22 protein-coding genes are annotated in these 22,148 nt (G+C 45.0%); 8 read left to right on the top strand and 14 right to left on the bottom strand.

From position 1 onward, the window contains the following. Nucleotides 1–177 precede the first annotated feature (177 nt). Nucleotides 178–804, bottom strand: a complete 627-nt coding sequence (upp, locus tag R7127_RS04870) for a uracil phosphoribosyltransferase (RefSeq protein ID WP_005380401.1) — start codon at nucleotides 802–804, stop codon at nucleotides 178–180. Between the two features lie 179 nt (nucleotides 805–983). On the opposite strand from upp, the gene purM reads away from it, so the two are divergent. Next, nucleotides 984–2,024, top strand: a complete 1,041-nt coding sequence (gene purM / locus R7127_RS04865; RefSeq protein ID WP_005389861.1) for a phosphoribosylformylglycinamidine cyclo-ligase — start codon at nucleotides 984–986, stop codon at nucleotides 2,022–2,024. A 151-nt stretch (nucleotides 2,025–2,175) separates the two neighbouring features. Continuing rightward, on the top strand, nucleotides 2,176–2,832 hold the full coding sequence (gene purN / locus R7127_RS04860) for a phosphoribosylglycinamide formyltransferase (RefSeq protein ID WP_064377459.1): 657 nt from the start codon (nucleotides 2,176–2,178) through the stop codon (nucleotides 2,830–2,832). Between the two features lie 389 nt (nucleotides 2,833–3,221). Here purN and R7127_RS04855 read toward each other — a convergent pair whose 3' ends face one another. Then, on the bottom strand, nucleotides 3,222–4,067 hold the full coding sequence (locus R7127_RS04855) for a class II glutamine amidotransferase (protein WP_172563518.1): 846 nt from the start codon (nucleotides 4,065–4,067) through the stop codon (nucleotides 3,222–3,224). 50 nt (nucleotides 4,068–4,117) lie between these two features. Continuing rightward, entirely contained in the window at nucleotides 4,118–4,693 is a 576-nt protein-coding gene (gene lpcA, locus R7127_RS04850; RefSeq protein WP_005380392.1) for a D-sedoheptulose 7-phosphate isomerase, read from the bottom strand. 376 nt (nucleotides 4,694–5,069) lie between these two features. On the opposite strand from lpcA, the gene fadE reads away from it, so the two are divergent. After that, nucleotides 5,070–7,514, top strand: coding sequence for an acyl-CoA dehydrogenase FadE (gene fadE / locus R7127_RS04845; RefSeq protein ID WP_258647303.1), 2,445 nt, complete (start codon nucleotides 5,070–5,072; stop codon nucleotides 7,512–7,514). Between the two features lie 202 nt (nucleotides 7,515–7,716). Beyond that, on the top strand, nucleotides 7,717–9,492 hold the full coding sequence (locus tag R7127_RS04840; protein WP_005380390.1) for a SulP family inorganic anion transporter: 1,776 nt from the start codon (nucleotides 7,717–7,719) through the stop codon (nucleotides 9,490–9,492). 73 nt (nucleotides 9,493–9,565) lie between these two features. Here R7127_RS04840 and R7127_RS04835 read toward each other — a convergent pair whose 3' ends face one another. The 5 genes from R7127_RS04835 to dnaQ form a co-directional block, all read right to left on the bottom strand. Further along, nucleotides 9,566–9,976 carry a GNAT family N-acetyltransferase gene (locus R7127_RS04835; RefSeq protein WP_005391824.1) on the bottom strand — a complete coding sequence of 137 codons (411 nt, stop codon included), beginning with the start codon at nucleotides 9,974–9,976 and terminating at the stop codon, nucleotides 9,566–9,568. 84 nt (nucleotides 9,977–10,060) lie between these two features. Beyond that, nucleotides 10,061–10,453 carry a DUF1353 domain-containing protein gene (locus R7127_RS04830; RefSeq protein ID WP_017633769.1) on the bottom strand — a complete coding sequence of 131 codons (393 nt, stop codon included), beginning with the start codon at nucleotides 10,451–10,453 and terminating at the stop codon, nucleotides 10,061–10,063. 51 nt (nucleotides 10,454–10,504) lie between these two features. Then, a complete protein-coding gene (locus tag R7127_RS04825; RefSeq protein WP_017820743.1) occupies nucleotides 10,505–11,062 on the bottom strand; it encodes a hypothetical protein in 558 nt (185 codons plus the stop codon). A gap of 205 nt (nucleotides 11,063–11,267) precedes the next feature. Further along, nucleotides 11,268–12,518 (bottom strand): TIGR03503 family protein, encoded by a 1,251-nt coding sequence (locus R7127_RS04820; RefSeq protein ID WP_172563517.1) that lies wholly within the window; start codon nucleotides 12,516–12,518, stop codon nucleotides 11,268–11,270. Nucleotides 12,519–12,526: 8 nt separating this feature from the next. Then, nucleotides 12,527–13,249, bottom strand: a complete 723-nt coding sequence (dnaQ, locus tag R7127_RS04815) for a DNA polymerase III subunit epsilon (RefSeq protein ID WP_005380385.1) — start codon at nucleotides 13,247–13,249, stop codon at nucleotides 12,527–12,529. Nucleotides 13,250–13,308: 59 nt separating this feature from the next. Between dnaQ and rnhA the strand changes: the two genes are divergently transcribed. Continuing rightward, nucleotides 13,309–13,773 (top strand): ribonuclease HI, encoded by a 465-nt coding sequence (gene rnhA / locus R7127_RS04810; protein ID WP_005380384.1) that lies wholly within the window; start codon nucleotides 13,309–13,311, stop codon nucleotides 13,771–13,773. On the opposite strand, the gene R7127_RS04805 is transcribed toward rnhA, so the two are convergent. Continuing rightward, nucleotides 13,770–14,516 (bottom strand): class I SAM-dependent methyltransferase, encoded by a 747-nt coding sequence (locus R7127_RS04805; protein ID WP_064377170.1) that lies wholly within the window; start codon nucleotides 14,514–14,516, stop codon nucleotides 13,770–13,772. The two genes, rnhA and R7127_RS04805, sit on opposite strands and share 4 nt — an antisense overlap. 37 nt (nucleotides 14,517–14,553) lie before the next feature. Between R7127_RS04805 and gloB the strand changes: the two genes are divergently transcribed. The 3 genes from gloB (at nucleotide 14,554) to R7127_RS04790 (ending at nucleotide 17,833) form a co-directional block, all read left to right on the top strand. Further along, nucleotides 14,554–15,312 carry a hydroxyacylglutathione hydrolase gene (gloB, locus tag R7127_RS04800; RefSeq protein WP_017636045.1) on the top strand — a complete coding sequence of 253 codons (759 nt, stop codon included), beginning with the start codon at nucleotides 14,554–14,556 and terminating at the stop codon, nucleotides 15,310–15,312. Nucleotides 15,313–15,566: 254 nt separating this feature from the next. Then, entirely contained in the window at nucleotides 15,567–17,150 is a 1,584-nt protein-coding gene (locus R7127_RS04795; RefSeq protein WP_206971357.1) for a LysM peptidoglycan-binding domain-containing protein, read from the top strand. Then, the gene (locus R7127_RS04790) at nucleotides 17,147–17,833 is read left to right on the top strand and encodes a YIP1 family protein (protein ID WP_033905504.1); all 687 of its coding nucleotides are present in this window, start codon (nucleotides 17,147–17,149) and stop codon (nucleotides 17,831–17,833) included. The genes R7127_RS04795 and R7127_RS04790 overlap by 4 nt, the downstream gene beginning before the upstream one ends. A 1-nt stretch (nucleotide 17,834) precedes the next feature. Here R7127_RS04790 and R7127_RS04785 read toward each other — a convergent pair whose 3' ends face one another. The 5 genes from R7127_RS04785 to accA all read right to left on the bottom strand — a co-directional run bounded on the left by R7127_RS04785 (nucleotide 17,835) and on the right by accA (nucleotide 22,107). Then, nucleotides 17,835–18,680 carry an endonuclease/exonuclease/phosphatase family protein gene (locus tag R7127_RS04785; RefSeq protein WP_172563516.1) on the bottom strand — a complete coding sequence of 282 codons (846 nt, stop codon included), beginning with the start codon at nucleotides 18,678–18,680 and terminating at the stop codon, nucleotides 17,835–17,837. A 140-nt stretch (nucleotides 18,681–18,820) separates the two neighbouring features. Continuing rightward, nucleotides 18,821–19,159: a nitrogen regulatory protein P-II gene (gene glnB, locus R7127_RS04780; RefSeq protein ID WP_005380372.1), complete on the bottom strand. Its 339-nt coding sequence runs from the start codon at nucleotides 19,157–19,159 to the stop codon at nucleotides 18,821–18,823. Nucleotides 19,160–19,345: 186 nt separating this feature from the next. Further along, nucleotides 19,346–19,660, bottom strand: a complete 315-nt coding sequence (locus R7127_RS04775; protein ID WP_017636043.1) for a c-type cytochrome — start codon at nucleotides 19,658–19,660, stop codon at nucleotides 19,346–19,348. Nucleotides 19,661–19,730: 70 nt separating this feature from the next. Next, the gene (tilS, locus tag R7127_RS04770) at nucleotides 19,731–21,041 is read right to left on the bottom strand and encodes a tRNA lysidine(34) synthetase TilS (RefSeq protein WP_005380367.1); all 1,311 of its coding nucleotides are present in this window, start codon (nucleotides 21,039–21,041) and stop codon (nucleotides 19,731–19,733) included. 106 nt (nucleotides 21,042–21,147) lie between these two features. Then, nucleotides 21,148–22,107, bottom strand: a complete 960-nt coding sequence (accA, locus tag R7127_RS04765; protein WP_005380365.1) for an acetyl-CoA carboxylase carboxyl transferase subunit alpha — start codon at nucleotides 22,105–22,107, stop codon at nucleotides 21,148–21,150. Nucleotides 22,108–22,148 lie beyond the last annotated feature (41 nt).

The following is a 22,148-nucleotide window of genomic DNA, read 5'->3' as shown; positions in this document are numbered from 1 at the left end:
GTGAGTTTAAAAGCGAGGGAGTAATCGCGCTGAGTTCTTTTAGTTGTTGATTTCATAACACTCTCCAATTTTGGGGGTGGAAAGTGTCAACCTTATTTAGGACGGCACAGTAGATACAAAAAAGGCTTGGTTTTCACCAAGCCTTTTTCTGTTCAGTCATAGTAATACATCAAAGAATTACTTAGTACCGAAGATCTTATCACCTGCATCGCCTAGACCCGGAACGATGTAGCCTTTGTCATTAAGCTTCTCATCGATTGCCGCAGTGTATAGCTCAACATCTGGGTGTGCTTTTTCTAGCGCTTCAATACCTTCTGGTGCAGCAACAAGTACCAGCACTTTGATTTGGTTACAACCTTTCTCTTTTAGGAGATCGATAGTAGCAATCATAGAACCACCTGTTGCAAGCATTGGGTCAACAACAAGCGCAATACGCTCCTCGATGTTTGAAGCAAGCTTGTTGAAGTAAGGAACTGGCTCAAGCGTTTCTTCATCACGGTAAATACCCACAACACTGATACGTGCGCTTGGCATGTGCTCAAGAACTCCATCCATCATGCCTAGACCTGCACGTAGGATTGGCACTACGGTTACTTTTTTACCTTTAATCTGGTCTACTTCTACCGGACCGTTCCAACCATCAATGGTCACTTTTTCTGTTTCAAAGTCTGACGTTGCTTCGTAAGTAAGTAGGCTACCGACCTCAGTCGCTAACTCACGAAAACGTTTTGTGCTGATGTCACCTTCTCTCATTAGACCAATTTTATGTTTTACTAGAGGGTGCTTTACTTCAACAACTTTCATGTCCATCTCCGGCTATAGTTGGCAATATTTAAATAAACCTTCAGATTATACATGATTTTCACAGGGATATCAGGATAAATCACTAAAGAAAAAAACAGACGCAAACGTTTGCTATCTATGTTTAAGCACTGTTAGAATAGCGCCGTTTTCATATCCAACTTAATACCGAGGACTTCCCTGTGAGTGGTAACAACTCTTCTCTTAGCTATAAAGACGCTGGTGTAGATATTGATGCAGGCAACGCGCTTGTGGATCGTATTAAGGGTGCGGTAAAACGTACTCGTCGCCCTGAAGTTATGGGTGGTATCGGTGGTTTTGGCGCGCTATGCGAATTGCCAACTAAATACAAACAACCTGTACTGGTTTCTGGTACTGATGGCGTTGGCACAAAACTTCGCCTAGCACTGGATATGAATAAGCACGACACGATTGGCATCGACCTAGTGGCAATGTGTGTAAATGATCTTATCGTGCAAGGCGCAGAGCCACTGTTTTTCCTAGATTACTATGCAACAGGCAAACTAGACGTTGATACCGCAGCGGATGTTGTTTCAGGTATCGCAGAAGGGTGTGTTCAAGCAGGTTGTGCCCTAATTGGTGGCGAAACTGCGGAGATGCCTGGCATGTATGAAGGCGAAGACTACGACGTAGCTGGTTTCTGTGTTGGCGTAGTAGAAAAAGAAGACGTGATTGACGGCACGAAAGTCGCTGCTGGTGATGCACTTATCGCTGTTGGCTCAAGCGGCCCACACTCAAACGGTTACTCCCTTATCCGTAAGATCCTAGAAGTATCTGGTGCAGATAAGAGCGAAGAGCTAGCAGGCCGCACTATTGGTGAGCACCTACTAGAACCAACAAAAATTTACATCAAGTCAGCACTCAAGATGATTGAGAAACACGACATCCATGCGATTTCTCATATCACTGGTGGTGGTTTCTGGGAAAACATCCCACGCGTACTGCCTGAAGGCACGAAAGCAGTTATCGATGGTAACAGTTGGGAATGGCCAGTTATCTTCAAGTGGCTACAAGAGAAAGGCAACGTCGACACACACGAAATGTACCGCACATTCAACTGTGGTGTAGGTCTAATCGTTGCACTACCGAAAGACCAGGCAGATGCAGCAGTTGCTCTTCTTAAAGAAGAAGGCGAAAACGCGTGGGTGATTGGTCAAATCGCACAAGCAGACGCGAACGAAGAGCAAGTTGAAATCCAATAATTTGCAAATCGAGCTCAAAAGATAAGAAGAATGAGGACACTAGATGACTAGGTCCTCATTTTGCTATCTAGAACACTAAAAACCATTCTATTAGTAGGTAGTTTAGAAGCTACATAACTCCAACCTACAATACCAAGGCGCTCTCGACATCATGAAAAACCATACCCTAAAAAACATTGTGGTCCTCATCTCGGGTAACGGAAGTAACCTGCAAGCTATCTTGGAATCTTGCGAAGACAGCATGCCAAACGCACGAGTGGCAGCCGTGTTCTCTAACAAAGCAGATGCTTTTGGTTTAGAACGTGCAAAAAAGTTTGATGTGGACGGTCACTTTGTCGACCCTAAAGCATTCAGCTCGCGTGAAAGCTTTGATGCAGAGCTAATGAGTCAAATAGATGAATACCAACCAGACGTGATTATTCTTGCTGGTTACATGCGCATTCTGAGCAGCGCATTTGTTTCTCATTACATGGGTAAGATGATCAATATCCACCCTTCTCTTCTACCAAAATATCCTGGGCTACACACACACCAGAGAGCAATTGATGCTGGCGATAAAGAACATGGTACGAGTGTGCACTTTGTAACGGAAGAGCTTGATGGTGGCCCTGTCATACTGCAAGCAAAAGTTCCTGTGTTCGAAGACGATGATGCTAGTGTACTTGCGGCACGTGTTCAGGCGCAGGAGCACCGAATCTACCCTATGGTGGCTAAGTGGCTGGTAGACGAGCGGTTGATCATGAAGGATGGTAAAGCCTATTTAGATGGCGCAGAGCTTGGCGTACATGGGTACGCCTCAGATGAGTAGCCCTGAATAATAAACTCCATGCACAAAAGAGCAGCCTGAGGGCTGCTCTTTTGTGTTTTCAATACTTATAAACTTGATTCAAGAAAACCATGGTGAGACTAGAAACCTAAAACCCAACATTCTAAAAATCCCATAACCACTCGAGTAGCATAACACTCGGAAAGTAGATTCTGAATCTGGTTCGTTCTTCACCGTTCAGAATAACGTCGTCTTTTATGAGAAATCTCTATCAATTACGTCTTTACAGCAAGCCTTAGCGAGACTAGGACTCTACTACCAGCACTCTAGAAAGTAAGAATGCTCATCCGTATCCACCCTCGGTTTAAAACGCATAAAAATAAAGCTCGCGATTAAGCGAGCTTTATTTTTATATTCAGAGTAAGAGACCATCACTCTAACGGTTCGGTTGGCGCTTGATTGCCCGGCTTAGCCGCCGCAAACGGCACATTTACCAGTTCAGAGGCATTATTTTTGACTAGTTCACCTAGGTGAAACAAGCCGTATTCGCCAGGTTTCATACGCTGCCAAGCTTCGTTGCCCGTCAAAGGTTGAGTTGCGATCACAAAAACGATGTCATGTGGCGTGGTTTCTTCTTGGAAGTTAATTTCCACATCTTCATCAAGCAAAGCAGCTTTTCCAAACGGTGCGCGTCTTGTGATCCAATACAAATGATTGGTGCAATACGTCATTACATACTCACCATCACTCAGAAGCATGTTAAATACACCCTTCTCTCTTAGCTCATCACAACATTTAGCAACATATAAGAACACCGACTCCATATCCTTTGGTGGCTCAGGATATCGATCTTCCATTTGCTTCAACAACCAGCAAAATGCCAGTTCACTATCTGTCTCACCGACAGGTCGATGTCGACCTGTATGCAAGTCTTGGTAGCCAGAGAGCTGACCGTTATGCGCAAACGTCCAATACCTACCCCACAGCTCACGTGTAAAGGGATGAGTATTTTCTAAATTAACACCACCACGATTCGCCTGTCGGATATGACTAACGACCGCACGACTTTTGATGGGATAATTTTGTACCAACTCTGCTATTTTAGACTCACAACTTGGCTTGGGATCTTTGAAGGTTCGAAAGCCCTTCCCTTCGTAGAAGGTGATCCCCCATCCGTCACGGTGTGGGCCAGTTCGACCTCCACGCTGCATGAGCCCAGTAAAACTGAAACAAATATCCGTTGGAACATTAGCGCTCATACCGAGCAATTCACACATGGTTTAAAAAACTCCCTAACAACACAGCTCGAAACGGTGGCCGTAAACGATTATTCCATCTCTTTTTCGATCAACTGAATGATGATATGAATAATCTTAATATGAATTTCCTGAATGCGGTCTGCATAACCAAAGTGTGGCACGCGGATTTCAATATCTGCAAGGCCTGCCATTTTGCCGCCATCTTTACCTGTTAGCGCAATCGTCTTCATGCCTTTCGCTTGTGCTGCTTCAATCGCTTTCAGGATGTTACCTGAGTTACCTGAAGTCGACAGACCAAACAGTACGTCACCTTTTCGACCAACCGCTTCTACATAACGTGAAAACACGAAGTCATAACCAAAGTCATTACTCACACAAGAAAGGTGGCTTGGATCTGAAATAGCAATACCAGCATAGCCAGGACGATTTTCTCGGTAACGGCCTGTTAGCTCTTCGGCAAAGTGCATTGAATCACAGTGAGAACCACCGTTACCACATGACAATACTTTACCATCTTGTTTGAATGAGTCAGCAATCATTTTCGCCGCTGCTTCGATTTGCGCAATGTTATGGTCATCGCTTAAAAATTTGTTGAGCACTTCAGCAGCTTCGTTTAATTCACTTCTAATCAGATCATGGTACATAAGACGTTCTCTTTATTATTTCGGCTTCAGTCAGCTCTTGACTCACTGAGCAAATTGTTCTGATACCAATTTGGTATCGGACATTTCATAAACCTGAACTCGGGTTTGATTACTCTGAGTTTACCCACAAACGAGAATTAGTGTCGATAGTGAACCAACAGATTTAGATTAGTGATGGTAATAAACTTGTCAACTTGCTCATGAAACCATCACTCAAATCTCAACTTTAGAATTTTAACTCTACTTAGATCACTTTTTATCCAATCTTATGTTTTACATTTCCTTAATATTTTGATTACACTTAAACCAACTGGTTAGACCTCTTACCTAACATACAGACGTACAAAACTTATAAAGTCTGAAAAGGAAAATATATATGGACATCTTGCTCTCAATCATCACGATGGCGATCGTGCTAGGCATTACGCTCTACCACCGCATGTCTCTCGTGAAATCTATTAGCTTACTCACCGCGGCCATGCTGGCTCTTACAGTAGCAGGAACTGTCGGCGTTATTGGTTGGGCTATTTACGTTCTCGCCGCAGCTGTGCTCGCGGTTCCTGGCGTACGTCAGTCTTTAATTAGCCGCAAAGCGTTAGTGCTTTTCAAGAAAGTGCTGCCAGCTATGTCTCAAACCGAAAAAGAAGCGTTAGACGCAGGTACCGTCTGGTGGGAAGCCGAACTGTTTAAAGGCAAACCAGAGTGGCAAAAGCTACACGCGATTCAAGCACCTAAGTTAAGTGCGGAAGAACAAGCCTTTTTAGACGGCCCTGTGAATGAAGTGTGCGCCATGGTGAGTGATTTCCAAGTGACCCATGAACTCGCGGACTTACCGCCAGAAGTTTGGCAATACCTGAAAGATCATAAGTTCTTCGCCATGATCATTAAGAAAAAGTACGGTGGTCTGGAATTCTCAGCATACGCGCAATCACTAGTACTACAAAAACTAACGGGTGTTTCTGGCGTTCTATCGTCTACCGTTGGTGTTCCTAACTCTTTGGGCCCAGGTGAGCTACTGCAACACTACGGTACTGAAGATCAAAAAAATCATTACTTACCGCGTCTAGCTGAAGGTAAGGAAATCCCTTGTTTCGCCCTAACAAGTCCAGAAGCGGGTTCTGACGCAGGCTCTATTCCAGATTACGGTGTGGTCTGTAAAGGCGAATGGGAAGGAAAAGAAGTACTGGGTATGCGCCTGACTTGGAACAAGCGCTACATCACCCTAGCGCCAGTCGCAACGGTACTAGGCTTAGCATTTAAACTTCGCGATCCTGAAGGTTTGCTAGGCGACAAAGAAGATCTTGGCATCACTTGTGCGCTTATCCCAACTGATGTCAAAGGTGTTGAGATTGGTAACCGACACTTCCCGCTCAATGTACCATTCCAAAATGGTCCAACGCGCGGTAAAGACATCTTTGTTCCTATCGATTTCATTATCGGTGGTGAAAAAATGGCGGGCCAAGGTTGGCGTATGCTGGTTGAGTGTCTGTCGGTTGGACGTGGTATCACGCTACCTTCAAACTCAACAGGTGGCATCAAAACTGCGGCAATGGCAACCGGTGCTTACTCACGTATTCGCCGTCAGTTCAAACAGCCGATCGGCCATATGGAAGGAGTTGAAGAACCATTAGCACGCTTGGGTGGTAATGCTTACGTGATGGATGCAGCAAGCAACTTAACCGTTGCGGGTATCGACTTAGGTGAAAAACCTTCAGTTATCTCAGCTATCGTGAAGTATCACTGTACGCACCGCGGCCAGCAAAGCATCATCGATGCAATGGACATCGTAGGCGGTAAAGGTATCTGTATGGGACCTTCTAACTTCCTAGCTCGTGGTTACCAAGGTGCGCCAATCGCAGTAACGGTTGAGGGTGCTAACATTCTAACACGCTCAATGATCATCTTTGGCCAAGGCGCAATCCGTTGCCATCCGTACGTTCTTGAAGAAATGAACGCGGCGTATTCTGAAGCAAGTAATGCTGTCGAGAAATTTGATAAAGCGCTTGCTGGTCACGTGAGCTTTACAATGAGTAACCTAGTGCGCAGTATATGGTTTGGTTTGAGCGACGGTCTGGGCTCTTCATCGCCAACCAAAGATGCAACCAAGCGTTACTACCAACAATTGAACCGCTACAGTGCAAACCTTGCCTTACTATCGGATATCTCGATGGCAGTGCTAGGTGGCTCTTTGAAGCGTAAAGAGCGTCTATCAGCGCGTCTTGGTGACATTCTAAGCCAGCTATATTTAAGCTCTGCGACGTTGAAACGTTTTGAGCAAGATGGACGCCCAGTCGAAGATTTACCATTAGTACACTGGGGTCTACAAGACAGTTTGAAACAAGCGGAAGTGGCGGTAGACGAATTCTTAGCAAACTTCCCGAACAAAGTGATTGGTCGTGCACTGCGCGTGTTAATCATGCCATTCGGTCGTGTACGCAAAGCGCCAAGCGATAAACTAGACAGTAAAGTGGCGCGCATTCTACAAACGCCAAGTGCAACGCGCTCACGCATTGGTCGCGGTCAATACCTTGAACCAACCGAGCACAACGCAGCAGGTAAGATTGAGCTTGCGCTGTCAGTCATTCTTCAAGCTGAACCTGTGTTTGACAAAGTATGTAAAGCGCAAGGTAAGCGTCGCCCATTCTTACGTTTGGATATGATTGCTCAGGAAGGGCTAGAGCAAGACTTTATCACGCAAGAAGAAGCCGATCTACTCAGAGAAGCGGAACAGCATCGTCTAGATACAATCAACGTTGACGATTTTGAGCCGGAACTGCTTGCCGCAAAGCCGCTATACCCTCAGATGGATAGTGTCGCGTAACTCTAGAATCTGAGACCACAAACGGGAGTATCAGCTCCCGTTTTTTATTGCTTCCAGAATCGGATTCATAACACCTCACACTACAAAGCCCCCCTGCGCAATAAAATCCTCGCACTCCAATCTTTTCCCCGATTTCCAGTGATAACTAACTCACAGACGTTCCAACTAAGCGGTGTATACTTTAAGTAACTCACTCACATATATGGTAAATCCGTTGGCTAAAATATTACTCGCACAGTGGTTCCCAGGGCTTGTTCAGCTTAAGCATTATCAAAAAGAATGGTTTGTTAACGACTTTAGAGCCGCCTTTTCTGTTGTCGCGGTTGCACTGCCAGTTGCCATAGCTTATGCACAGTTAACTGGTGTATCCGCAATTGTCGGTCTGTATTCGTGTGTACTGCCAATGTTGGTTTACGCCATGATGGGCACATCTCGGCAACTCATTGTCGGACCCGATGCAGCAACCTGTGCAGTGATCGCAGCTGTTGTGACACCACTTGCCGCAGGTGACCCCACAAAACATTGGCAGTTGGTTATGACCATGACAGCGATGACGGGAATTTGGTGTGTACTGGCAAGTCGTTTCAAGCTAGGAGTGTTTGCAGATTTCCTTTCTCGTCCGATTCTTTTGGGTCTACTCAACGGTGTTGCTCTCACAATTATCGTTGGTCAGTTTGCGAAAGTAGTCGGTTTGAAATACGAGCAACGTTATTTACTGGAACGTTTATGGGAAGCTCCACAACGATTAACCGATCTTCATTGGCCTACTGTAACTCTGAGTATCGTGACGGTTGTCGTTTATTTGCTCACCAAACGCTACCGACCAACTTGGCCTGCTGCCATGCTGGCGATCCTCGTAACTACTGCGTCAGTTTGGTTTTTCCATTTACAAGAGATGGGCGTATCGGTTGTCGGACTCACACAAGGTGGCTTCCCTCAGTTTCAAACACCGGAGTTTGAGCTAGGTGAAGTCCGTGAACTAGTGGTCCCGGCGCTCAACCTTGCGATTGTCAGTTTTGTTAGCATGATGCTCACCGCCCGCAGTTTCGCGGCTAAAAACGGTTATGATATTGATGCAAATAAAGAGTTTCAGGCGTTGGGTTTTGCCAACATTGCCTCAGCGTTTTCACAAGGTTTCGCAATAAGCGGCGCTGACTCACGCACAGCCGTCAATGATGCAAATGGCGGTAAATCTCAATTAGTTTCGATTGTCGCCGCAATCACCATTGCCATTATTGCGGTATTTATTTACGAGCCTTTGCAGTTCATCCCTATCGCTTCACTTGGTGTTGTATTGATCATTGCGTCCCTATCGCTGCTCGATCTTAAAGCAATTTGGAAATTAAAATCTCGTGACAAAGATGCATTTTATCTGGCCATCATTACTTTTATTTCTGTGTTGATCGTGGGTGTAATACCGGGGATCACTTTGGCGGTATTGCTAGGGCTGTTTCAATTTTTACGGATTGTCATGCGACCGAGTGATCAGCTACTTGGCTTGGATGAAAAAGGTACCATTCGGACCATCGACGACTCAGGAAAAGCTTCGCCTATTCCTGGAATGGTGATTTACCGCTTTAACTCACCGCTAACTTACTTCAATGCTCCTTACTTTAAACGTAGAGTGTTAGAGCAGGCAGAGCATCACAAAGACGCAAGTTGCGTTGTCATCGACGCCGTATCGAGCTTTACTCACTTGGATCTCAGTGTGATGGCAACACTGGCAGATATTCACAATACTTTGAAAAAGAGAGGTGTACGCTTAATCCTCGCAGGAAGGAAACGACGTCTTCGTCAATGGTGTGAGCTTACTGGTATCAGCACCAGTGAAGGAGGCATCTTACTGCGAGCTGATATGTACCTTGCCATTAAACTTAGTGGCTGTTACATCAGTGCTGTGGGTGAGGGACAAATTCCTACTGTTCAAAAAGAGCCTGATTTAGAGCAGCCACCCAAACCAATTCCAGAAGTGGCTTAAATAGAAATTTAATATAGAAAACAGGAAATTAAACTCCTGTTTTCTAGTGCTTATCTTCACAGCTGAATACGTGTTATGCCTTTGGCTTAAACTTTTTTGTCATCCCTTGGCTTTTAGGAGCCACCAGCCTATAACCAAGCTTTTCGTAAAAGACCGGTTCATCAGCAATCATAGAAACGTAAGAGCCTTCAAGTGCAACAGAAGAAAGATAACCGTCGATGTATTCCATGACTTTTCTACCTAAACCGTTACCTTGATAATCAGAATCAACGGCAACGTCGACAATTTCGAAGTTACACGCCCCGTCACCAACAACCCGACCCATTGCAATGAGCTTTCCTTCATCCCGAACAGATACGCCATATAACGAATTGGGTAGGCCAATTTCAGCAGCTTTCAACGATTTAGGTGATAGCCCGGCTTTTATACGCATATCACAGTATTCTTTCGGGCTTGGCACATGCTCTTCATATCTTATTGTCATTATGTACTACTCCTTTGTATCACCTTGGAGCTTACATAACTAAACTGTATAAATAAACAGTTAAACGTTGGAAAGATGTTCCCATTAAGCACACAAAGTATCAGGTCTAGAAAAGAAGCCACCGACAACTCTGACGCCATAATAGATATAAGTTGCTCTGAAGCTAGACATTCCTTTTTCTAAACATGTTTCTCTCAACAACGTATCCGCATGCTTTCGAGCACTTTGTGGCAACACCTCTTCCCTCATGAGTTGGTAAAGAGCATCATGCACTAAAGAAGCTTTCATAATGTTTTTTGTGTCTAACGCTGGCCCACTCGCTCCATCCCATGCATAGCCCTTTTTAATCGTTAACACGCCTTGTTTGGACAAACTAAGAAAAGGGCTGTCATACGCGTTACTCACTGAAATGTGAGTCTCAATCTTTTCTTCAGAATGGAGAGTGTATTTATACTTCTGACGCTTTTTGTATTTCATAACCTAACCGCCTAGCTAACTTCAGTGGGAGGAACGGAGATGACTCTCAAATTAGAGTTTCTCAGAGAGTTTTTTCAAGTAGGACTTAGCAAGCTCATGGTTATCTCTGCTCAACCACTTAATACAATCAAAGAGTTCCCAGATCAGGCCTTGATCACCACTGGTATAAACTGGGAACTCTTCATGCTTTGGCGCAGGTTCATCAGTAACCATGCCCGCAATCACATCAGCTTTATCAAATAAAGTCTTAAATGGCTTAGAAAGTTTGAAGGGGTCACAGAGATCTAAACAATGAATCTCTGCACTGGTTAGGTCATTAAAAATGTATTTTTTGAAACACGCATTTTCGTTGTGCTCTCCCTCAAGGCGATAAAAAATGTCTTTATTAGCTTCAAACTGGGTAAAGCAAGGCTCTGAGGCTTTATGGAAGTTGTTTTGAGTAAATACAACAACATCAGCGTCCGAAATACGGTCACCTTGTCCTGATGACAAGGAGCCAAGCAATACCGCGGCAACAACGTCTTTTTCAGAATAAAAGGCATCATAAGCTGACTCAACCAAGGCCTTTTGTCGTGGTAAATGTTCTAGTCCTAACTCTCCAATTGTCATAACTCACTCCGTCTATACGCACTAAAATCAAGTCGAAACGTAAACAGTATCATGCGAGCTTTATTATGATTAATCAACGTTAAATCATGGTGTTACTTTAAAATAAAATGATTAATGACCATGAGAAACATCAAATTCTGTCTCAAACTTAAACTGAAAAAAACGGAGCCGATTGGCTCCATTTCTCGCTTTATGTGTGTTACTACTATTTCTTTGGTACTTCTAATTGCATCTCTGGCATGGCATCGCGCTTCGCTTTAATTTTGCGCCAGACTATCCATGCAATGATCACAATCAGCAGCATTATCACGTTACCCACCGCGATAATAATCATGCTGCTCTTACGCTCAGCCTCCCGCTCAGCGATAATTTGCTTTTCCATTTCAATACGGCGTTGCTCGGCTAATTCAGCTTCTTTTGCAATTCGAGCAGCTTCTAGATCAACTTCATCAACAACACTGAAGGTTTGCTCTGGAATAGGAAACACCAACGGACGCTGGGTTGCAAAATCAGTGGCAAAGATCTCGCCGCGCCATGCGTACTTACCAAGCTCAGCATCGTTATTGAGGTTCAACGTAACTCTCATTCCATCTTTAGAGACCTGTCCTTGGCTGTAACTAATGAAACCATCGGGAGCGTCCTTTTTCACTGTGACTGCTATAGAGCCTGGTGCAATCATACCTTGCTCGCCACTCACCACTAATTGGTGTGGCTTATCGGAATTACGAGCCTGAATAAAAGTACGAGAGATTGGGTTCGGATAAACTAAGATGACTTGTTCTTGCGCTCGTAAGAATACGCCATTGCCAGACGTGATGCGCGCGCGGTACTTACCAGGCTCAACGTCTATCGGGAGCTGAACCGTAAACACACCATCCCCTGCTTTTTCATCCAAGCCGCGGCCGTCATCAGAAAACTCACCCACAACCATCGGCACTGGACGAGCTTCTTTGATCAGCTCATCTTCATTTTCGACAAACTTGGTAAATGTCACGCGCAGATTCACGCGATCAAGGAAGTCGCGCAATACAAGAGGTTTGCCGTCGGAGGTCAGGCGAGCTGTAAACTTAAGCGCTTCCCCATTATATAATCGGTTTGGGAACCGATCCGTACTGAGCTTTAGGTGAGAAATTAAGCGGATGTTATTTTTAGGTGTAACTTTCCCTACAGCCTGCCATGGACCTGGCATAGGGTTATCAACGGAAATAATATCGAGAGAGGCTTCTTGATACCAACGTACATTGTCGTAAGAGCCCCAAGCATAGTATTTTTTACCGTCAGGACGGACTAAAACGACTGGCTGAGAACTTTGCTCACGATAAACCAAAAACGTGATCTGCTCGATGGTTGGATCAACTCGAAAGCGATTGTCTAACAAAGACATTGTAGATTCACTCGCAGCACTCGAGAGACTACTCCATATCGCTAAAAACGCGACCAACAAAGCCCTCAACATAGCTTCTCCTATTGATGCCAAATACAGTCGTTCACCAACTCTAATCTTTTTTGGTGAGCTTCTAGTTCATCGGCACTTGCGCGCAAAACCTTTAGCGCTTTTCTTCCTTCAATACGACGAATGGTTTCTACTCCACCCTCTTGTTTATTCGCGTTAAATTCTAGACTCGTTTGACCACCCGTCATAAAGAGGTAAACGTCGGCTAGAATCTCCGCATCGAGCAAAGCTCCGTGGAGAGTACGGTGCGAGTTATCAATACCGTAACGTTCACATAAGATATCAAGGTTGTTTCGCTTACCAGGGAAGATTTTCTTCGCCATAGCAAGGGTGTCGGTCACCTTGCAGTAGTCGTCCGTTTTGCCGATGTTAGGATCGAGCATGCCAAACTCGTAATCCATAAATCCGGTATCGAAGGGCGCGTTGTGGGCAACAAGTTCTGCGCCTTTAATAAACTCAAGAAACTCTTGGTGCACGCTCGCGTATTCCGGTTTATCAACCAAGAATTCATCCGTAATACCGTGAACTTCAACCGCTTCTGGTTGGATTTCACGATCGGGTTTTAAATAAACGTGGAAGTGACGACCAGTCAGCTTACGGTTGATGATCTCCACGGCACCGATTTCAATAATGCGGTGTCCCATGTAGTGAGGACCACCCTCGCGGTTCATACCTGTGGTTTCGGTATCGAGAACGACAATGCGGTTATATTCAGAATTGCTGCTGGTATTCATAAGGTTATGTATGTCAGACTATGCTTTATTAAATGTTTCGGCTAATAGTACCAAAAAATATGACCAAACACGTTGAGATTTTCACTGACGGTTCTTGTTTAGGTAACCCAGGACCAGGTGGTTACGGCATAGTATTGCGTTACAAAGACGTAGAAAAGACACTTTCCAAAGGCTATACGTTAACTACCAACAACCGCATGGAAATGTTGGCGGCTGTCGTCGCGCTACAGACGTTAAAACAACCTTGTAAAGTCACTTTAACGACTGACAGCCAATATGTGCGCCAAGGTATTACTCAGTGGATCCATAACTGGAAGAAGCGTGGTTGGAAAACAGCGGATAAAAAACCCGTGAAGAATGCCGATTTATGGCAAGCTCTAGACAAAGAAACCGCACGCCATCAAGTTGAATGGCATTGGGTAAAAGGCCACGCGGGCCATCGTGAGAACGAAATGTGTGATGAGCTAGCCCGGACTGCTGCAGAAAACCCAACTGAGGAAGATACAGGTTACCAACCCTCTTAGCGAGATTCTTTCTTCATAGTGTTACCCTCTCGATTCATCACCCCAAGTGGTGTGAGCTTTTTCTTCAAGCGCCAATGCGGTTTGATAGGCTTGAGAGGGTATGTCCGTTTCCGCGCGACTATGTAATACAAACTCCCAGCGGGTGATGCCCAATCACCAAGACTATTTTCCAACCATGTCCACATCGTACGGTAACGTTTCATCGGAAACAGCGCATAACGATCACAATGAATCACTTGATAATTAAGTAACCCTAACCAATCTTTGATGCGGTTCGACGTAAACATTCGTCCACTCCAAGGCAAATTATGTTTACGCCATGGAAGCAAACTCGCTAATCCAGTCAAGCTTAATGGGTTGAATCCAGTAATAATTACATAGCCATCATCCATCATCACTCTATCGACTTCACGCAACAAACGGTGTGGATCGCTTGCATAGTCGAGCTGATGAGCGAGTATCACAACATCAAAGCTTTTTTCCAAAAAGGGTAATTCGTAACCATCTGCAATCACATTATGCAACGGGTTCTGGATATCTACGTTGACTTGGTGTTGAATGTTACAATTACAGCTGGTTAGCTCACAGCTCAACCCGCCCAGTTTGAGCATATGGTAGCCGAAGAGTTTCGGGCACCATTCATCAAGTCGGGTCTGGATTGACTCAAGCACCCACGGACCGTTGTTCATTGCTGACCAAGTCGACGGGTGTGGTATAGTTTTGTTGCTGAGTGCTGGTTTCATTAACCACCTGACTAAAATGGGTGACGGAGAACGAATCGTGTTAGAGATCAAAAGCATACCCGCATTTAATGATAATTACATCTGGCTGATACAAAATAGCGATAAGCGCTGCGCAGTCGTTGATCCGGGCGATGCGAAGCCAGTATTAGAATTTCTGCAGGCTAACGAATTAACTTTAGAAGCGATTTTAATTACGCACCACCACAACGATCACATTGGTGGCGTTCCAGACTTAGTGCGTGCATTTCCTGACGTCGCCGTTGTGGGCCCAAAATCAGAGCCAATTCCAACCCTAACGACACCAATGGAAGAAGGCGACAAGCTGGAGTTGTTTGGTGAGATTTTCTTAGTACTTGGGTTACCCGGCCATACTTTGGGCCATATCGGTTACGTTGGGGACGGAAAACTGTTTTGCGGTGATGTGCTCTTTTCTGCTGGCTGCGGTCGTATTTTTGAAGGTACGCCTGAGCAAATGTTTGAATCACTGAGCAAACTAACGTCTCTACCAGAAGAAACTCAAGTCTTCTGCGCACATGAATACACGGCGAGTAACGTGGCGTTTGCTCTAGCGGTTGAACCTGACAATGAGCAACTTCGCCAATATCGCGACGATGTAAACCGACTGCGAGCACTCAACATTCCGACACTTCCAACAACAATACGCAAAGAAAAGTGGATTAATCCGTTCTTGCGAACCTCTAACCCTGACGTGGTTCAATCTGTTGCTAGTCGCATTAAAAATAGCGATCCATGCTCGGTTTTTACTGCTTTACGCGAGTGGAAGAACGAATTTTAACCATTTTCTGCTTGTAAGTTTGCAAGACCCCAGTATTATCAGGGACTGATTTTTCGAGAAGCGCCACTGGCGCTTCTCTTACGTTTGGGGTTGATATAAATCTATTTGAATTTCTCCCCATTGCATAATTAGAAGCTCTTTGCCTCTATAAATTAGTTAGTGTTTAAAAGATGTCTATTATCTTGCGACTGCCACGCACATTACGTTGCGCGACAGGCAGGTGAAGATAAACAGGCCCTAAATAGGCTGAATCCATGCGTTTGAAGTATACTTGGGCGTTGGCGTTGTTATTATCTGGCTGTCAATTGACTCAGTCAGATTCAACGTCTTCTACACCAGAAACCAATAAATCTGAGCAGACTGCAAAGCAAAATGCAGTAAAAGCTCAACCGGGCAATAAATCGTCACTAGCAAAAAAATCCGCTAACGACGCGCCTAAAGTTCTCTCCCCCCAAGAACAAGAAGATGTGTGGCAACGTATCGCCATGCAGCTGGACATGGATATCCCAAACCACAAGAAAGTGGACTACTACCGTACGTGGTATTTAAAGCACCCAAATCACCTTTACACGGTATCTAAGCGTGCGACTCCTTTTCTATACATGATCACAAAACGTATCGAAGAGCGCGGACTCCCAATGGAGCTTGCATTACTTCCTGTAGTGGAAAGTTCATTCGATGCCTTTGCCTACTCACATGGTAGCGCGGCTGGGTTGTGGCAATTTGTCCCAGGCACCGGAAAAATGATGGGATTAGAGCAAAACTACTGGTATGACGGTCGCAGAGATGTGGCAGCAGCAACGGATGCAGCGCTGGACTACCTAGTACAACTAAACGAGCGTTTTGATGGTAACTGGGAACATGCAATCGCCGCTTATAACAGCGGTGGAGGCCGAGTTTCTAGCGCAATTCGTAAGAATAAAAAGCTCGGTAAACCTATCGATTTCTTCTCATTAGACTTACCAAAAGAGACCAGCAGTTACGTTCCTAAGCTATTGGCCTTGGCTGACGTTATCGCAAACCAAGACAAGTACGGACTTAATATTCCTGCAATTCCAAACAAGCCTGTTCTAACGCTTGTTGATCCAGAAGCGCAGTTAGATCTGGCTATTGCCGCAGATTATGCCGGCATTAGCGTAAAAGAGTTGCAGAGTTACAACCCAGCATACAACCAGTGGTCGACAGCGCCTGAGGGGCCGCACCAACTTTTGATTCCCGTAGAGAAAAAAGAGACTTTTCTCACCAAGGTGGAGAAAAATCGCGGTAAAGGGATGAAGGTCGCTCGCTACAAGGTGAAATCTGGCGACTCTTTAAGCGTGCTAGCTAATAAATACGGCACAACCACGAAAGTCATTCGACGTGCCAACGGCCTATCGAATAACAATATTCGTATTGGTCAATACCTGTTGATTCCGACATCAACAAAAGACGATGCAAAATACGCATTAACGGCACAAAACCGATTAAACAAGACTCAATCTCGTGCTCGTGGTCAACTCAAGCTCACCCATGTCGTTCAGTCTGGAGAAAGTTTGTGGTCAATCGCACGTAACAATAAAGTGTCGTATAAATCGTTAGCTAAATGGAATGGTATGAGCCCTAAAGATCCATTGCGTGTGGGTCAAAAGCTAGTGATATGGAAGGACTCAGACAAAGGTTCTGTGATCCGTACCGTTTTCTACAACGTTCGCTCTGGCGACACCATTAGCGGCATTGCAAGCAAGTTCAAAGTAAAAACAAACGACATCGTGAAATGGAACTCGCTACACAAGAAAAAATACTTACAACCAGGTCAAAAGCTTAAGTTGTACGTTGACGTAACGAAGGTAAGTGTATGAACCCATCAAGCAATCCACTTGTGATGCTGTTGGACATTTTTCGTTCTCCAACATCTTGTTTTCTCGCGCTTTATCAACGCGGTGGATGGGGATGGCAACCGTTCATCTTCCTGATGCTTAGTCCGTTTTTATTCTGGGGTGCTTACTTTTCGAATGTCGATTTCACGTGGCTCAGTGACCAACTTGCTGCGCAATTTCAGCAAATCGACCCGAAGCAGATTGAGCTATTAGAACCAAACACGCTAATGGCAAGCGCGATCATCAATGATGTATTCAACCGCTTTGCCACCTTAATATTGCTCGCGCTTTGGTTCTTTCTTGCAACAAAGGCAAGCAAACAACAATACGGTTACTGGAAATGGTTTGCCGCATCGTGTGCTATCTTATTCCCAGCAGTATTGGGCGATGTAGCAAGCTACGCGAGCTTGCTACTCAAGCATGGTCAGGTAATGACTTACGCTGCCGATTTAAATAGCCTCAATGGTCTATTAAAGCTGCCTCTTACTAACGAATGGTCTCATTTCGCTAGCTCGTTACCTTTGCTTCTGCCTTGGTACATTGTGCTCGGCTACGGCGTTGTACTGACGTGGACGGAGTTTGAACGTGGCCAAGCTTTGGTGATTGCAAGCCTGCCATGGGTATTCTTCTACGTTATTTGGGCACTTTATATTGTGGTAACCTAAGCTAGTCATTTAACGTAAATGACAATAACAATGGGTTATGATCGGAAGCGTCGCTCTGCGGCGCTTTTGCGTACTTAAGCGTCAGACCTCGGTAAAACACATGGTCCAGTGGTAACCCTGTTATAAATTGGACTCGATGATCCGGCAAGAACGTCACCTCTTGTAAGTCCGCAGCCTTTAAGGCCTGCCTCATCGCATTAACGCGAGATTCACTCCAGCTATTGAAGTCTCCAGCAAATAGAATTGGCCCCACATGATGCTTTAAAAGCATTTCAAGCGCCGTTAACTGAGATACATACTCTTTTGTACCCACGGTGAAGTTAATCGCATGTACATTCACCACTGCGAGTTTCTCGCCATTACTCAAGTGATACTGGCTATATAATGCAGACTTAGGTAAGCGAAGCCACGGCTCTTTAGAGGTGTAAGCGCAGGCTTTTTCTGGTTGCCCTTGAGCAATACTAATTACACCGGCACCGCTACCCAGCGCCTTAAAAGCACTCACTTGATTACTAACCCAGCGACCATCCACCAACCACTGTTTAAATGATGGTGTCATGCTGGCTTCTTGCAATAACAGTAACTGCTTATCAGCAGAAAACTCATCGAGTGCACGTTGCCAATTCGTTCGGTTCTGTTTGTAGATATTCCAGACAAGTACATTGATTTCACCGCCCTGATCCAAAGCTTTTGAGCCGCTAAATTCGATACACCTAATATCCTGCGTCAACTCTGAGCCTGTTTGAGTAATGATTTGCGGCTGATCTGGTACGGTGAAAATAACTTGGAAGCCGACCAATACCGCCATAATAAGAAAAGCTAACGCCAGAAAAAAACGCTTAAACATACGACAAACCTGAATGTAGGCACCCGAAATCTAGAACAACCAATCTCGGGTTAAATGATTTCACTAATAAGCAAACAACAAAAAAGGAGCCACTTGGCTCCCTTTTAGCATAATAAATACGAAACAAGTGACAAGAAACCTTAGATCGCGTCTTCGTCTTCTTCACCAGTACGAATACGAACCACACGCTCAATATCAGTGACGAATATTTTACCATCACCAATCTTACCAGTTTGCGCGGTTTCAATGATTGTCTCTACGCATTTATCAGCCACATCTTCCGTTACAACGATTTCGAGCTTCACTTTAGGTAGAAAGTCCACCATGTACTCTGCACCACGGTAAAGCTCGGTGTGACCTTTTTGGCGACCAAAGCCTTTCACTTCAGAGACGGTCATCCCTGTAATGCCAACTTCAGCTAGCGCTTCTCGAACATCATCCAGTTTAAATGGCTTGATAATCGCTTCAATTTTTTTCATGTTCATCCCTTAAGCTTCAATCGATTGCGCTTATTATCGTTTAGCGTTTCGCAACATTCAATGTTTGTCTCTGATCCACCAGCGAAAATCCAGGCTGAGCAAATTAACATAGCGAATATCGTGAGTTGATAAAACCCAATGAGGACTGCTCAATGCCCAATCGTCCAAGCTTTTTCAGACTCGCGTTTACTTCAAACTTGCGTAGTAAGCCGCTAGGTTAGCGATATCTTCATCAGACAACAATGAAGCTTGAGCTTGCATCACAGCAGCAAGCCCACCTGTTCGCTCTTTATTTTTATAAGCTTTAATTGAACTGATAATATATTGCTCATTTTGCCCTTTCAGATTTGGGTAACCCGGAATGACAGCAATACCATCAGCGCCATGACACGCCGCGCATACTCCCGACTTTGCTTGACCTGCTGCAGCATCTCCCGCAGCTAGAGCCTGCCCACTGAACATGGTTAACGCCACCATTGCACCCATGATTGTTTTCTTCATTGCTTCACCTAATCAATTATTATTTAAGGATTTTTATATTTTATAATCGACATTGTGGCATGAATTTTCATTACCTGCGCCAAATAAGTTCACAATCTTGACCATTAAACGCCTGATCAACGAACAGATCTGCCACAGCAACGACTCGGTCTTGGTACATTAAAATCGGAATTTGACGACGCAGCCAGCTTGGCACATTGTATTCTTGGAATAACTTCTTCAGTTTTCGACTGTGATTACGCGTGGTTGGATGCGCTGATAAACCTTCCGGATTGAAGGTCACGCGAAGCAATTCTGGCTGACTCGGTAGCGCAATCGTTGCGTTACTAGAACTCGTCGTTAAGGTCAGCTCCCCGAGTCCCTCAGGCAGCGACAAAGTCGCATCAACTTGAATCGTACTTTGCCACTTAGTGACATCAGCCGTTTCCGTTACCCAATAGAGACGATTTCGAAAACGGCGCACTTCACCTTGTTTAAGTTGTAGTTTGGGGTTGGCATCTTGCTGAGCTAATGCCACTTCATTCCAGATAAGATTGAGTTGTACCTGAGTCGGCATACTAGTATTAAGCTTAGCTAGCCACATACGAATCAAGCGCGCACGTGCTAATTCACTGTGCTTAGCCAGTTCTTCAATACTCAAACTTAGATCCGTTTGTAAAGCGCGTTCAAACACCGCGCTCAATAGTTCATCCAATAGCGCTTCTTGTTGAGCACATAAGCTTGCACTGCGCTGAACCGCTTGATGGATACTCGGCCAACGACCAGACAATTCAGGAACAACACAATGACGAAGAAAGTTACGATCATAACGGGTATCTTGATTGCTTTCGTCTTCCACCCACTCCAAGCCTAATTTAGTAGCGGCGTCTTCGATGGTCTTCCGCTTGATAGTAAGCAATGGTCGAACTAGAGATCCGCAAGAAAACGGCATACTCTCCGCCATCGAAGATAACCCTTTTGGCCCGCTACCGCGCTTAAGAGCAAGGAGAAAAGTCTCTATTTGATCGTCGGCATGTTGACCAGTCAACAGTATATCGCCTTCTTGAATGTACTTAGTTAAGGCTTGGTAGCGAGCTTCACGAGCAAGAAGTTCAATACTTTCACCATTGTTGATGTCTAAGCTCACTCGCTCGATCGAGCACGATATCCCCACTTGTTGTGCCCAAAGTAAGCATTTATCGGCCCAATTATCGGCATTCGAGCTTAAACCATGGTGCACATACACAGCGTGACACTCTACAGAGTGCGCTTGTTGGTAGCGACTGAGTAATTCGAGTAAAAGACGTGAATCCACCCCTCCGCTAAACGCCAAGACAACCTTAGTGCCTGATTGATAGTAGCGGCCGAGAACTTGAGCAAAATGCAGGTAAAGCGATTCCATAAACGATCCGATAGGTGCAAAAAAGGGCTGGACTCTCATCCAACCCTTTCTATTTTAACTGTTATCAATTGAGATATCAGCTAACGCTTAACAGCAATCACCGAAATTAACAGTAACCGTAGCTCATTAGGCGCTGGTAACGACGTTCGCGTAGCGTCTCTTCATCCAGTTGTTCTAGATCTTCGAGCTGACGAAGTAGTGTCGCTTTCATATTCGCTGCCATTTGAACATGATCGCGATGAGCGCCGCCTAGTGGCTCTTCGATGATTTCGTCGATCAGTTCAAGCTCTTTAAGACGCGGAGCAGTTAGGCCCATTGCCTCTGCCGCTTGTGGCGCTTTGTCTGAATCACGCCATAAGATTGAAGCACAACCCTCAGGAGAAATTACTGAGTACGTAGAGTACTGAAGCATGTTCACGTAGTCGCCTACACCGATTGCTAATGCACCACCAGAACCGCCTTCACCGACAACGTTACAGATTACTGGTACTTTAAGACCAGACATCACTTTTAGGTTTTTCGCGATAGCTTCAGATTGACCACGTTCTTCTGCGCCCACACCTGGGTATGCGCCAGCCGTGTCAATAAATGTGATGATCGGCATGTTGAAACGCTCTGCCATTTCCATCAAGCGTAGAGCCTTACGGTAGCCTTCTGGTTTCGGCATACCAAAGTTACGTTTCACCTTTTCTTTGGTCTCACGACCTTTTTGGTGACCAATGATCATCACAGGGCGGCCTTCAAGGCGAGCCATGCCACCCACAATCGCTTTGTCGTCTGCAAACGCGCGGTCACCCGCTAATTCATCAAACTCCTCAAAAGCGTGTTGGATGTAATCCAGCGTGTAAGGACGTAGTGGGTGACGAGCCAGTTGAGCTGTTTCCCATGCACCTAGGTCACTGAAGGTTTTTTTCTTCAGCTCTAAGCTTTTCTTCTCAAGCTGTTCGATTTCTTTATCCAGGTCAATCGCAGAATCACCACCGTGACGAGAGACATCACGTAATGCTTCAATTTTCGCTTCTAGTTCTGCAATTGGCTTTTCAAATTCAAGAAAGTTTAGGCTCATCTATGAATCCTTGTTTACTCAGCGTCTAACATATTGCGCTG

Source organism: Vibrio sp. 1159 (genome assembly GCF_033340395.1).
Classification (GTDB): Bacteria; Pseudomonadota; Gammaproteobacteria; order Enterobacterales; family Vibrionaceae; genus Vibrio; species Vibrio alginolyticus.
The sequence above is the reverse complement of the archived record's forward strand: the minus strand, read 5'-3'. Positions and strand labels throughout refer to the sequence as shown.